This is a genomic window from Kocuria sp. NPDC057446 (assembly GCF_042802875.1).
In the GTDB taxonomy this organism is placed as follows: domain Bacteria; phylum Actinomycetota; class Actinomycetes; order Actinomycetales; family Micrococcaceae; genus Kocuria.
Genome location: NZ_JBHVDI010000126.1, coordinates 1 through 11,826 on the forward strand (window position 1 = coordinate 1; position 11,826 = coordinate 11,826).

Genomic DNA, 11,826 nt, shown 5'->3' on the forward strand with positions numbered 1-11,826 from the left:
CCCGTCACCGGAACGGTGACGGGGGCCCGGGGTCGATCGGGTGCGATCAGATGCGGTCGCGGCGATCGTCGTCGGTGAGGCCGGTGCCGCGGTCGCGGTCGGTGAGGCCGGTGCCGCGGTCGGCGTCGGTCTCGACCTCGACCTGCTCCTTGCGGACGTCGGCGTCGACGCGCTCGGTGTCGCGGACGGTCTCCTTCTCGAGACCGACCTTCTCGACACCCACGGTCTCCTTGGCGACGACGGGGCGCTCCTCGTGGAGGGTCACCTCGACGTCCTCCTCGCCGATGGTGCCGGAGGTGGCCTCGGTGCCGCTCAGCGGGGTGCGCTCGACGCGGACCTCTTCGCGCTCGAGGGGCACGTCCACGGTCTCGTTCTCCGTGACCACGTACTTGCGCAGACGGGCACGGCCGGTCTCGCGCTGCTCCTTGCCGACGTGCAGCTGCTCCTCGTGACGGACCACGCCGTTGTCGGCACGGTCGGTGAGGTCGCGGTCGGCGGTGCCGGCCGTGCGGTCGCGGTCGCTGAGGTCGCGGTCCCGGGCGTCGCGGTCGACGTCGGCGATGCCGGCCGTGCTGTTGCGGTCGGTGCGGTCGCGGTCGGCGTACCCGTCGTTCTCGGGGTAGCCGGCGGTGCCGGTGGTGGAGGCGGCGTCGGCACCCGGGACGGCGTTGCGGTCGGTCTCGGCGGGGTAGCGCTCGTCACGGTCGGTGACACCTGCGGTGCGGTCACGATCGGCGAGGTCACGGTCGCCGGCGTCGGCGCCGGAGTAGTTCATCTTGTAGTAGCGGTAGATCTCCTCCTCCTCGGCCGGGGAGAGGTGCTGGTCCGCGTCCACGTTCGGGGCGTCCTTGACGACGTCCTTGGTGTACGGAAGGACGAAGCGGTCGCCGTCCTGCTGCGCCCCGTCGACCGGGACGAAGCTCTCCTTGGTGCCGAACAGACCGGTGTTGACGGTCACGAAGGTGACCTCTTCCGTGTTGTCGTCCAGGAAGACCTGCTCGACCTTGCCGATCTTGTCGCCGTCCGAACCGTAGGCGGTGGCCGAGAGCAGGGCGTTGACGTCGTACGTAGCCATGAGAACTCCTTCTCTATTCTGCGGGGCAACGGGCTCCCCTGGGCGGGGGCTCGCCGCGGACGATCTCCGCCGGGGAGGGCGGGGGTGCAGCTCGTCCGCTGCTATTAGTAACCATACTGGCAATCAGTGCACGGGCCAATGGATTCACCGAGAGTGAAACCCCTGGCTCCGGGCGGCCCCCGGGCTCATCCTGCCCCGGCCGCCCGGAGGTCCGGCGGGGCCGCGGCGCGCACGGCCGCCGGGGTCCCCGGGTCGCCGAGGTCCCACGCCTGGTCCGCGCTGAGACTGATCCCGCGGGGTCCGGTGCGCCGCGTCCGCCCCCGCACCAGCAGCATCCGCGTGCCGAACAGGTGCTGTCCCGAACGGGCCTGGGCGTCGGAGAAGAAGGCGCAGTCCACCGTGCCCGTGCCGTCGTCGAGGCTGACGAAGACCACCCGCCGGCCGCTGCGCAGGGGAGGTGTCATGGTCGAGACCCGCACCCCCGCCACGAGCACCTCGGACCGGTTGCGCAGCTCCAGCAACCGCTCCGCCGGCGTGACCCCGAGCTCGCGGAGCAGGGGCGCCCAGCTCTCCAGCAGGTGCGCCGAGACGTCCACCGCGAGCAGGTCCAGCTCGGTGCGGACCTTCTCGGCCCGGGTCGGCTCGGGACGCTCCGCGGGCAGGGCGCGCAGCTCGAGGTCCCCGAGCGGGAGGGCCAGCTGCCCCTGGACCTCCCCGGCCGGCCGGGCGGGACGGCTGCTGTCCGCCCGGGCCCGCAGGGCGTGCACCAGGTCGGCGCGGGAGGCGGCGCCGCCGGAGCGGCGCAGCAGGCCGTCGAAGGCCCCGACGGCGGCGAGGCGCTCGAGGGTCCGCCGGGCCGGGTGGGCCCGCTGCCGCAGGTCGGCGAGCGAGGCGTAGGGCTGACCGGCCACGATCCGGCGGACCTCGGCCTGCGAGACCCCGTGGATCCCGGTGAGGGCCAGGCGCACGCCCAGGCGCTCGGAGTCGTCGTCGAGCCGTTCCACGCGGTAGTGCTCGTCGGAGCGGTTGACGTCCACGGGCAGGACGGGGATGCCCATCCGCCGCGCCTCCCCCACCAGCAGGCGCTTGGGGTACATCCCGGGGTCGTGCTCCCACAGCCCCGCGAGGAACGCCTCCGGGTGGTGGGCCTTCAACCACGCGGACTGGTAGGTGGGCACCGCGAACGCCGCGCCGTGGGCCTTGCAGAAGCCGAACGAGCCGAACGCCGCCAGGGTCGCCCAGACCCGGTCCACGACGTCCAGCGGGTAGTCCCGCGCGCGGGCCTGCTCCCGGAAGAACTCCTCCACCTCGAGCTGGCGCTCGGAGCCCAGCCGGCGGCGCAGCTCGTCGGCCCGGGCGAGGCCGCAGCCGGTGAAGGTGTCGAGGATCCGCAGGACCTGCTCGTGGAAGACGGTCACTCCGTGGGTCTCGGCGAGGATCGGGTCGAGGGCCGGGTGGATCGAGACGGGCGCGGACCAGCCGTGGCGGTGCTCCAGGTAGGGGCGGACCATGTCCGAGTGCATGGGGCCGGGGCGGAACAGGGAGATGTCCACGATGAGGTCCCGGACGCTCGTGGGCGCCATCTTGCCGATGAGTTCGCGCTGGCCCGGGGACTCGATCTGGAAGCAGCCCAGGGTGTGGGTGGAGCGGATGAGCTCGAAGGTCCTCTCGTCGTCCACGGGGATCGCCTCGAGGTCCAGGCGGGGCCGGCCGGGGTGGGCGCGGGCCACCTCGTCGACGGCGTGGGCCAGCGCCGACTGCATCCGCACGCCGAGGATGTCGAGCTTGAGCATGCCCATCGGGTCCATGTCGTGCTTGTCGAACTGGCTCATGGGCATCCCCGTCCCGCTGGACTGCACCGGAGTGCGGTCCAGGAGGCTCAGATCCCCCAGGATCACCCCGCACGGGTGCATGGAGATGTGCCGGGGCAGCCGGTCCAGGCGCTCGGTGAGGTCCACGAGGAGGTCGAGCTGCTTCTCCTGGGCGACCTGCTCGGCGAACTCCCGCAGCTCCGGCTGGCGGGCGATGGTCTCCCGCAGCGCCGAGGCCGGCAGGTGCCAGAGCTGCTTGGCGGCACCGTCCACGGTCTCGGGGTCGATGCCGAGCGCCAGCCCGGCGTCCCGGACCGCGCCGCGGGCCCGGTAGGCGTTCTGCATGCTCATGAGGCTCACCCGCTCGGGGCCGAAGCGCTCGAAGATCCGTCGGTAGACGCGGTGGCGCTCGGCCGACTCGACGTCGATGTCGATGTCCGGGAGGGTCGAGCGGTCGTTGGAGAGGAAGCGCTCGAACAGCAGCTCGTGCTCGAGCGGGTCCACCTGGGAGACGTCGAGCAGATAGTTGACGAGCGAGGACACCCCCGAGCCGCGGGCGGCGTGCCGGACCCCCATCTCCCCGATCATCGCGGAGACCTCGGCCACCGTGAGGAAGTAGGACGCGAAGCCGAGGTCCTCGATCACCCCCAGCTCCTGCGCCAGCCGGTCCCGCACGGCCCGCGTGGCGCGGCGACCCGGGTAGCGGCGCCCCAGCCCCGCCTCGCACCGGGCCCGCAGCTCCGCGGGCGCCGGCCGGTCCAGCCCCAGCACGGAGGCCTCGGGCACCACCGGGCGCCCCCAGCCGCAGTCGGCGACCGGGTCCAGCCGGCACCGGTCGGCCACCCGCCGGGTGCCCGCCAGCAGGGCCTCGGCGCCGGCGGCGCCGAGGTCCGCGGCCCGGGCGATCTCCGCGGCGAGCGCGCGCATCTGCGGGGCGGACTTGAGCCAGCCCTGGCCGTTGGGCTGCAGCGGTTCCGGGACCGTCGCCCGCCGGGCGTCCCCGGGCCGTCCGGCGCCTCCTCCCCTGCCGCTTCCTCGGCCGCCTCCTCGGCCGCCGGGCGCGTGGCCGGTGCGCGCGCCGAGGGTCTCGAGCGGGGTGAGGGCGCGAGCGGCGTCGAGGACGTCGGCGGTGGCGGCCTCGGCGGGGGTGGCGTAGCGCACCGCGTTGGTCAGCACGGGCGTGAGCCCCGCTTCGAGGGCGGCCCGCAGCATCCGGGCCGCGTGGGAGGTGCTGCACGCCGTGCCGGGGGCGGCGAGGTGGGAGACCACCTCCACGGCGAGCGCCGGCGCGGGCAGCAGGGAGCGCCACCGGTCCAGGGCGGCGCGCCCGGTGCGGTAGCGGCGGGCCGCGAGCTCCTGTCCGACGTCGGACGCGGGTCCGAGCAGCACGGTCAGGACCGGGTCCTCGTGCCGGGGCGAGCGTGCGGAGGCCGCGATCTCGGCGGCGGTCGCCCCGGGCCGACCCTCCGTGGCGTGGGCGGTGGAGACGAGCCGGCACAGGGCGGCGTAGCCCGCCCCGTCGGTGCCGCCGGCCGCCAGGACCACCACGCGGCCGAGGGCACGCTCGCGCCCGGGGGTCAGCAGGGCGAGGTCGACCCCCAGGACGGGGTCGATGCCGTGCTCCCGGCACGCGCCGAGGTGCTTGACCGCACCGTAGAGCCCGTCCCGGTCCGTGCAGGCGAGCACCTCTGCGCCGTCCGCCGCGGCGGCGGCCACCAGGGCGGCGGGCCGGCTCACCCCGAAGTGGGCGCTGAAGGCGGTGGCGACGTGCAGGTGCGGAAAGCTCACACCCCCATTCGAATACGTGTTCGAACATTAAGTCAATTGCAAACCGCCGAGCGCCTCGCACCGGCCTGTCCCTGCGCTGCGGCCCGGTGCGCTGCCTGGTGGTCACCGCACCGAAGGGGCCGGCGGCCGGACGGGCCGGAGAGGTCCGGGCGCTTCTGTGGCATGTTGTGTCCTGCACCACCGACAGGATCGACGGGAACGGCGCTCCGGGAGCGGTCGGTCGCCGCGCGGGCGCGGTCCCACGGCAGGACGGGACGGCCGGCCCGGTGGTCCCGCGGTCCGGACGCAGGAGGAGACGACGATGGACGTCCGGCAGCTGACGTACTTCCTGGCCGTGGTGGACCACGGCGGGTTCACCCGGGCGGCGGAGCAGCTGCTCATCGCCCAGCCCTCGCTGTCACAGACGATCAAGGGCCTCGAGCGTGAACTGGGGGTGCCGCTGTTCCACCGGATCGGCCGGCGGGTGGTGCTCAGCGAGGCCGGTCAGGAGCTGGTGGGCCCGGCCCGGGCGGTGGTCCGGGACCTGGAGGCCGCCCGGGCCGCCGTCGATGATCTGCGCGGGGTGCGCAGCGGCCGCCTGGACGTGGTGGCCATGCCCTCCCCCGGCGTCGAACCGCTGACCTCGATGATCTCCGCGTACACCCGGGCCCACCCGGCGGTGACGGTCAGCGTGGGCGCCGCCTTCACCCCCGAGGAGGTGGCCGAGGCCGTGCGCACCGGGAGCGCCGAGATCGGGGTCCTGGGCTCGGAGCGCCCGTTCCGCTCCGCCGAGGTCGAGGTGGGCCACCTGCAGCAGCACCCGCTGGTGCTGATCGTGAACCCGCAGGCGGACACCTTCGGCGACGGCGCGGCCGTCGGGCGGGAGGACCTGGCCGGGCACCGGGTGGTGGTCTCCCAGCGGGGCTCGCTGATGCGGCGACTGGTCGACGACGCCCTGGCCGGCGGGGTGCCGGTCGAGATCGCCGCCGAGGTCGCCCACCGCACCTCGGTGCTGCCCCTGGTCCTGGCCGGGGTCGGGCACGCGGTGATGCCCTCGTCCTGGACCCCGATGGCACAGCAGCTGGGGCTGCGCGTCGTGCGGATCGAGCCGGTGACCGTGCTGCACGTGGCCGTGCTCAGCCGCCCCGCGCACCGGACCCCGGCCGCCCGCGCGTTCCTGGCCGTCGCCGCGCGGCACGCGGTGGACCGCTCCCCCATCCCATAGGGATCACCTCTTCAGGGCATGCGAACTGGGTCTTGGACCTTGTCGAGGCTCAGGCGCTCTACTGGAACCTGACACCGCGATGCGATGCGGACAACGGGCAAGAGCACTCGAGAAGGAGAGCACCACCATGGCCGAGCACCAGGTCTTCAGGATCGCCTCGATCCCCGCCGACGGCGTGGGCCAGGAGGTCGTCGCCGCCGGCCGGACGGTCCTGGACGCGATGGCCGAGCAGTCGGGCGGGGCGTTCTCCTTCGAGTGGACCGAGTTCCCCTGGGGCAGCGCGTACTACGCCGAGCACGGGGTGATGATGCCCGCCGACGGGCTGAGGACCCTCGAGGACTTCGACGCCATCTTCTTCGGCGCCGTGGGCTGGGAGAACGTCCCCGACCACGTGAGCCTGTGGGGCCTGCGGCTGAACATCACCCAGAACTTCGACCAGTGGGCCAACATCCGCCCCGTGCGCTTCCTCCCCGGGGTGGCCTCGCCGCTGCGCACGGCCGATGACACCGAGCTGGACTGGGTCGTGGTCCGGGAGAACAGCGAGGGCGAGTACGCCGGTCTCGGCGGGCGCAACCTCGCCGGGCGCGGGCCCGGCAACGAGGTCGCGATCCAGTCCTCGCTGTTCACCGAGAAGGGCTGCGAGCGGATCATCCGCTTCGCCTTCGACCTCGCCCGGACCCGCACGGTCCGGAAGGTCTCCAGCGTGACCAAGTCCAACGCCCAGCAGTACGGCATGGTGCTGTGGGACGAGGTCTTCGCCCGGGTCGCCGCCGACTACCCCGACGTGGCCACGGAGTCCGTGCTGGTGGACGCGATGAGCGCCAAGTTCGTCCTGCACCCCGAGGAGCTCTCGGTGGTGGTGGCCTCCAACCTCAACGCCGACATCCTCTCCGACCTCGGCTCCGCGCTGGCCGGCAGCCTCGGCCTGGCTGCCAGCGCGAACCTGAACCCGGAGCGCCGGTTCCCGTCCATGTTCGAGCCCGTCCACGGCTCGGCCCCCGACATCGCCGGGCAGGGCATCGCCAACCCGATCGGCACCATCGCCAGCGCCGCCCTGATGCTCGAGCACTTCGGCCTGCACGACGAGGCGCGCCGCCTCGAGGCCGAGATCGAGGCCACCACCGCCGCAGGGCACCTCACCCGCGACATCGGCGGCACCGCCGGCACGAGCGAGGTCACCGAGGCGATCGTCGAGGCCCTGGCCACCTCGCTGACCTCCGCCTGAGCGTCCGGGCGTCCCGGGTGCGGCGGTCACCGGCCGGTGGCGCAGATGGCCCGCTCGATCAGGGCGGCGCTGCGGCGGTTGATCTCGTCCTCCACGAGCCGGCCGGGATCCTGGGGGTACCATCCCAGGTCGTCGCGCACCTCGGCCGCGACCTCGGACCCTCGGTCACTGGGGGCGATCCGGAAGGTCGCCAGCAGGGGCAGGGCCCGCCACCCGAACTCGGAGCCCGTCCCGCGCCGGCGGAAGGCGGCGTCCGAGCCCACCGGCACCTCCACGCAGCCCTCCGCGGAGCGGACCGCCGGAGCGAGGTCCTCGAACGCCGTGCGGATCCGCTCGAGGGTCTCTTCCGGGGGCAGCGGACACGTCCAGACACGGGTCGTGGTGATGCGGGGCCGCCTCGGTGGCCGGTGCCCCAGCCTGGGGACGACGAACCGCTGTCCGAGCACCAGCGCGACGACGACGAGCACCGCCGCACCCAGCGCCAGCTGCGCCACGGAGACCACACCCCGGAGGAGGAGCTGGACCAGCAGCAGGACGACGACCGCCGACCCTGCCGGCCCGGCCAGCCGGTCCCATCGCCGGGTGGAGCGTCTGGCGGACACACGGCCTCCCTCCTTGGCCCGGGCCGCGGTGCGCCGCGGCAGTCCTCCGTCGCCGCCATTCTGGCCCGTGCGCACCTCCGGGCACTAGATGTGCATCCGTAAAGGGGACAAGCTCGGGGCGCCTCGCCCACGCCACGGGGACGGGTGCTCCGGCGGAGGGGTCCGCACAACTCTCCGCCCCGCCTATGCTGGGGCCCGGCGGCAGCACGGGAGCGGTCCAGCGGCGCCGGAGCGGCGGCCGCGACGACGGAGGGACGTGGGACATGACGGGGACCCACCGGTACGACGTGGAGATCCTGCACCTGCTCGTGTCCCCCGCGCACGCCTACTTCGGGCGCGCCCGGGACGGCGCCGCGGACGTCCCCACCACCGACGCCGAGCGGGTCGAGCTGGTGGCCGGCAAGGGCGTGGTGGGCGACCGGTTCTTCGGCAAGGCCGCGCACATGGACGCCGCCGTCACCCTGCTCGCCGTCGAGGCGCTCGAGGCCATGGCGGCGGACCTGGGCACGGCGCCCTTCGACCCGCTCCTGACCCGGCGCAACGTGGTCCTCCGGGGCGCCCAGCTGGCCCCGCTGCTGGGCGAGGAGTTCGCGCTGGAGTCCCGGGGTGCTCTCGTGCGGCTGCTGGGCGGGCGGCCCGCCCATCCCTGCGCCTGGATGGACCGGGTCCTGGCGCCGGGCGCGCACGCCGCCATGCGGGGACGAGGGGGCCTGCGCTGCCGTCCGCTGTCCACCGGCGATCTGCACCGCGGGCCCGCCGTGCTGCACAGCCCCGTCCCGCTCGAGCCGGAACGGGCCGGCGCGGCCGTGCTGCGCCGCCCGTCCCGTTTGCCGTAGCGCGCTCACGGGGCGCCGGCGGTGCCGGGTCAGGCCTGGACCAGCTGGGGCAGCACCGTCTCCCCGAAGGCGTCGAGGAAGCGGCCCTGCTCCTGTCCCACGTGGTGCAGGTAGATCTCGTCGAAGCCGAGCTCGGCGTACTCGTGCAGCCACTGGGCGTGCCGGCCGAGGTCGGCGGAGACGTTGACCGCCCCGGCGATCTGCTCGTCGTCCACGTCCTCCTGGACCGCCTTGCGCAGATAGTCCTGGGGCGAGGCGAGCTCGGCCATGGTCACGGGGTCGAACACGTTGGTCCGCCACTGGTCGCGGGCGAACGCCCGGGCCTGGTCCGGGGACGGTGCCCAGCTCAGGTGCACCTGCAGTGCGGCCCTCCCGGTGCCGCCGGCCTCGCGCCAGGCGTCGAGCATCCGGCGCAGGTCCTCCAGGGGCTGCTGGACGGTGATGAACCCGTCGGCCACGGGGGCGAAGCGGCGGACCGTCGTCGGGGTGAGCGCGGCGACGAGCAGGGCGGGCGGGACCTCCGGCGGGTCCCAGACCCGGGCACGGTCGGCGTGGAACGGCTCGCGGCAGGAGACCTCCTCGCCCGCGTGCAGCCGGCGGACGACGTCGAAGGCGCCTTCGAGGAACTGCTGCCGCTGCTCCTTGGCCGGCCAGTCCGGGGCCACGGCCCGCTCGTTGAGCTTCTGCCCGCTGCCCAGGGCGGTCCAGATCCGGCCGGGGAACATGCGGGCGAGGGTGGCCGTGGCCTGGGCGGTGACCACGGGGTGGTAGCGCCGGCCGGGGGCGTGCACGAAGCCGAAGGGCAGGTCCGTGGTGGCCAGGGCGGCGCCCAGCCAGGACAGGGCGAACCCGGAGTGCCCCTGGTGCGGCGACCACGGCTCGAGGTGGTCCGAGCACATGGCGGCGCGGAAGCCGGCCTGCTGGGCGTGCCCGACGTCGCGCAGCAGCTGCTCGGGAGGGATCTGCTCGTGGGAGGCGTGGAAGCCGATCGTCGCCATGGGGTCCTCCGGTCGAAGGCGGGAACAGGACAGTGGATCCGGGACAGTGGAAGCGGGACAGTGAGCTCGAAATAGCGGACTCGGGACAGCGGGGACGAGGAGCGGGGAACGAGCGGGGCCGGGCACCGCGGCCCGCTCAGCCGCCCGCCGCCCGGAGGTCCTCGGCGGGGGTGCAGAGGTTGCGCAGCTCGCCGATGCCCTCGATCTCGGTGACGACCTCCTGGCCGTCGCGCAGCCAGATCCGGCGGGGCTTCTTGGCCAGGCCCACGCCGGCAGGGGTGCCGCAGGCCACGAGGTCCCCGGGCTCGAGCGTGAGGAACCGGCTGAGGTACTCGACCAGCTGCACGGCGGAGAAGATCATCCGGTCGGTGCCGGAGTCCTGGTGCCGCACGCCGTCCACGGTGCAGCGGATCGCCAGTCCCGCCTCGGGGTCCACCTCGTCCGAGGTCACCACCACGGGGCCCACCGGGGTGGTGCGGTCGAAGTTCTTGCCCTGGAACCACTCGGAGGTCCGGCCCTGCCAGTCCCGCACGGAGATGTCGTTCATGATCGTGTACCCGGCGATCGCGGCCCTCGCCTGGTCGAGGGTGGCGTGGCGCAGGGGGGCGCCGATCACCGCGGTGAGCTCGGCCTCCCAGTCGATCTTCTCGGACTCCTCCGGCATGGCGATGGGGTCGGTGGGGCCGATGAGCGCGGTGGCGTACTTCGCGAAGATGGTGGGGTGCTGCGGGATCTCCTGGCCGACCTCCTCCGCGTGGTCGTAGAAGTTCAGCCCGGCGCACAGGATCTTGCCCGGGCGCAGGACGGGGGTCGCCAGGTCCTCCGGGGCCGGCGCGGGGCCCGGCTCCCCCGGCAGCCGCAGGTCGCCCCCGGCGAGGAGAGCCCCCACGTCGGGGACGGGCAGGTAGGCGGTGCGCCCGTCCTCCTGCCGGAAGGCCTGGGTGCTGCCGTCGCGTCGCACGGTGCCGAGTCTCACGGGTGCTCCCTCACGTTCTGCGGTGCGGTCGGTCTCCACCGACGATCCTATGCACCCCCGTGGGCCCGTGCACGGCGGAGGAGCTACGCACAGCGCACCACCCGGATCCCCGAGGCGCTCGTGGCGGCGAGCAGCCGCCAGCGCCCGGTGTCGAGGGTGTGGACCAGCTCCAGGGTCAGCAGCTCGGAGCGGGCGTTCAGCTGGACCTGGACCCGCCACATCTGCTGGTCCACCGCCCCGATCCCGCGGTCCCGGGGCAGCCGCGCGTCCTCGGACCACCAGGCGCGGCGCTCGTACCAGCGCACGGGGTCGTGGGCCACCAGGTAGTTCCGTCCGCGCCAGCGCACGCCCACCGGCACCCCGTCCGTGTCGCAGTCCACGTCGACGCTCTCCGTCAGGAAACCCACGACGGCTCCTCTCTCCCTCGGCCCGGCGCCCGTCCCGCGGTGCGCCCTGTCCCCTGGAAGCTAGAACATCTGTACGACACGCTAACCCCGAGAGGAAGAAGAACGGAACAGGTGTTCGCCCATCATCCCTGATCAGAGCCCTTCGTTCACTTTTGTGACCAGGGAAGGAGAAGCATGGACAAGCCCAGCGAAATGGATACGCTGAAGGCACGGAGGGCCTGCCCTGCGCGGCCCGCCCGGACGTCCCCTGTCCCTCGTCCGCCCCGCCGGAGCAGCCGGCGTCGACCTCACGGAGGCCTTCCATGACCGGAACCATCACGCTGATCGCCCACACCGCGGCGAACACCCGGAAGCCCGCGGTGACCCTGCGTCCGGCCGATCCGGAGGACGCCGAGAACCTCGCCCAGCTCTACTACTCCTCCTACGAGCAGGGAGGGGTCTCGAGCCTGGAGGAGGCCCGCCAGGTGATCCGCGGGGTCTTCGACGGGGAGTACGGCCCCTTTCTTCCCGACGCCTCCCCGGTGGTGGTCGACGACGACGGGACCGTGGTGGCCGCCGCGCTCGTGCTGGGCCGGCGCCTGGGCGACGACTTCCCCGACGCCCCCTACATCTTCGAGCTGTTCACGGCGGCGTCCCGCCGCCGCCAGGGCCTGGCCGAGCAGCTCGTGCGCTGCGCCATGAGCACCCTCTACGACAACGGCTACGACCAGGTCTGCCTGCGGATCGACGAGGACAACGCGGCTGCGCTCGCGCTCTACCTGACGCTGGACTTCAACCGCTGGGTCCCCGAGACGGACTACGTCTGAGCCCGGCGGGAACCCCGGGCCCGGGCGCTCCGGTCCCGGGGACGCCGGAGAAGAGGTCGGCGGTCCCGGGTCGTCCCGGTGAAGACGGCGAGCACGTG

10 protein-coding genes are annotated in these 11,826 nt (G+C 73.7%); 4 read left to right on the forward strand and 6 right to left on the reverse strand.

Annotation, left to right across the window (positions count from 1 at the left end; all coding sequences use genetic code 11):
- Positions 1 to 46: 46 nt before the first annotated feature.
- Positions 47 to 1,075 (reverse strand): DUF2382 domain-containing protein, encoded by a 1,029-nt coding sequence (locus ACFU0Y_RS13805; RefSeq protein ID WP_380215102.1) that lies wholly within the window; start codon positions 1,073 to 1,075, stop codon positions 47 to 49.
- Positions 1,076 to 1,260: 185 nt separating this feature from the next.
- Positions 1,261 to 4,674: a DNA polymerase III subunit alpha gene (locus ACFU0Y_RS13810; protein ID WP_380215103.1), complete on the reverse strand. Its 3,414-nt coding sequence runs from the start codon at positions 4,672 to 4,674 to the stop codon at positions 1,261 to 1,263.
- 301 nt (positions 4,675 to 4,975) lie between these two features.
- Between ACFU0Y_RS13810 and ACFU0Y_RS13815 the strand changes: the two genes are divergently transcribed.
- Together ACFU0Y_RS13815 and ACFU0Y_RS13820 are read left to right on the forward strand one after the other, a co-directional pair.
- Complete coding sequence (locus ACFU0Y_RS13815) at positions 4,976 to 5,878, forward strand: LysR family transcriptional regulator (RefSeq protein WP_380215104.1); 903 nt, start codon at positions 4,976 to 4,978, stop codon at positions 5,876 to 5,878.
- A gap of 127 nt (positions 5,879 to 6,005) precedes the next feature.
- Positions 6,006 to 7,103, forward strand: a complete 1,098-nt coding sequence (locus tag ACFU0Y_RS13820) for a tartrate dehydrogenase (protein WP_380215105.1) — start codon at positions 6,006 to 6,008, stop codon at positions 7,101 to 7,103.
- 26 nt (positions 7,104 to 7,129) lie between these two features.
- Here the strand turns inward: ACFU0Y_RS13820 and ACFU0Y_RS13825 are convergent, their stop codons facing one another.
- Positions 7,130 to 7,705 (reverse strand): hypothetical protein, encoded by a 576-nt coding sequence (locus tag ACFU0Y_RS13825; protein WP_380215106.1) that lies wholly within the window; start codon positions 7,703 to 7,705, stop codon positions 7,130 to 7,132.
- A 263-nt stretch (positions 7,706 to 7,968) separates the two neighbouring features.
- On the opposite strand from ACFU0Y_RS13825, the gene ACFU0Y_RS13830 reads away from it, so the two are divergent.
- Positions 7,969 to 8,541 carry an MOSC domain-containing protein gene (locus ACFU0Y_RS13830; protein WP_380215107.1) on the forward strand — a complete coding sequence of 191 codons (573 nt, stop codon included), beginning with the start codon at positions 7,969 to 7,971 and terminating at the stop codon, positions 8,539 to 8,541.
- A 29-nt stretch (positions 8,542 to 8,570) separates the two neighbouring features.
- Here ACFU0Y_RS13830 and ACFU0Y_RS13835 read toward each other — a convergent pair whose 3' ends face one another.
- The 3 genes from ACFU0Y_RS13835 to ACFU0Y_RS13845 form a co-directional block, all read right to left on the reverse strand.
- Positions 8,571 to 9,539 carry a TIGR03885 family FMN-dependent LLM class oxidoreductase gene (locus ACFU0Y_RS13835; protein ID WP_380215108.1) on the reverse strand — a complete coding sequence of 323 codons (969 nt, stop codon included), beginning with the start codon at positions 9,537 to 9,539 and terminating at the stop codon, positions 8,571 to 8,573.
- 136 nt (positions 9,540 to 9,675) lie between these two features.
- A complete protein-coding gene (locus ACFU0Y_RS13840) occupies positions 9,676 to 10,515 on the reverse strand; it encodes a fumarylacetoacetate hydrolase family protein (protein WP_380215109.1) in 840 nt (279 codons plus the stop codon).
- An 83-nt stretch (positions 10,516 to 10,598) separates the two neighbouring features.
- Positions 10,599 to 10,922 (reverse strand): DUF6504 family protein, encoded by a 324-nt coding sequence (locus ACFU0Y_RS13845; RefSeq protein WP_380215110.1) that lies wholly within the window; start codon positions 10,920 to 10,922, stop codon positions 10,599 to 10,601.
- 302 nt (positions 10,923 to 11,224) lie between these two features.
- Here ACFU0Y_RS13845 and ACFU0Y_RS13850 point away from each other — a divergent pair, with 302 nt between their 5' ends.
- Complete coding sequence (locus ACFU0Y_RS13850; RefSeq protein WP_380215111.1) at positions 11,225 to 11,728, forward strand: GNAT family N-acetyltransferase; 504 nt, start codon at positions 11,225 to 11,227, stop codon at positions 11,726 to 11,728.
- The last annotated feature ends 98 nt before the right edge of the window (positions 11,729 to 11,826 follow it).

What these genes read in the sequence shown, in the direction of transcription:
- ACFU0Y_RS13850 (WP_380215111.1), top strand. Translation starts at nt 11,225, where the DNA reads ATGACCGGAACCATCACGCTGATCGCCCACACCGCGGCGAACACCCGG.
- ACFU0Y_RS13805 (WP_380215102.1), bottom strand. Translation starts at nt 1,075, where the DNA reads ATGGCTACGTACGACGTCAACGCCCTGCTCTCGGCCACCGCCTACGGT.
- ACFU0Y_RS13830 (WP_380215107.1), top strand. Translation starts at nt 7,969, where the DNA reads ATGACGGGGACCCACCGGTACGACGTGGAGATCCTGCACCTGCTCGTG.
- ACFU0Y_RS13835 (WP_380215108.1), bottom strand. Translation starts at nt 9,539, where the DNA reads ATGGCGACGATCGGCTTCCACGCCTCCCACGAGCAGATCCCTCCCGAG.
- ACFU0Y_RS13815 (WP_380215104.1), top strand. Translation starts at nt 4,976, where the DNA reads ATGGACGTCCGGCAGCTGACGTACTTCCTGGCCGTGGTGGACCACGGC.
- ACFU0Y_RS13820 (WP_380215105.1), top strand. Translation starts at nt 6,006, where the DNA reads ATGGCCGAGCACCAGGTCTTCAGGATCGCCTCGATCCCCGCCGACGGC.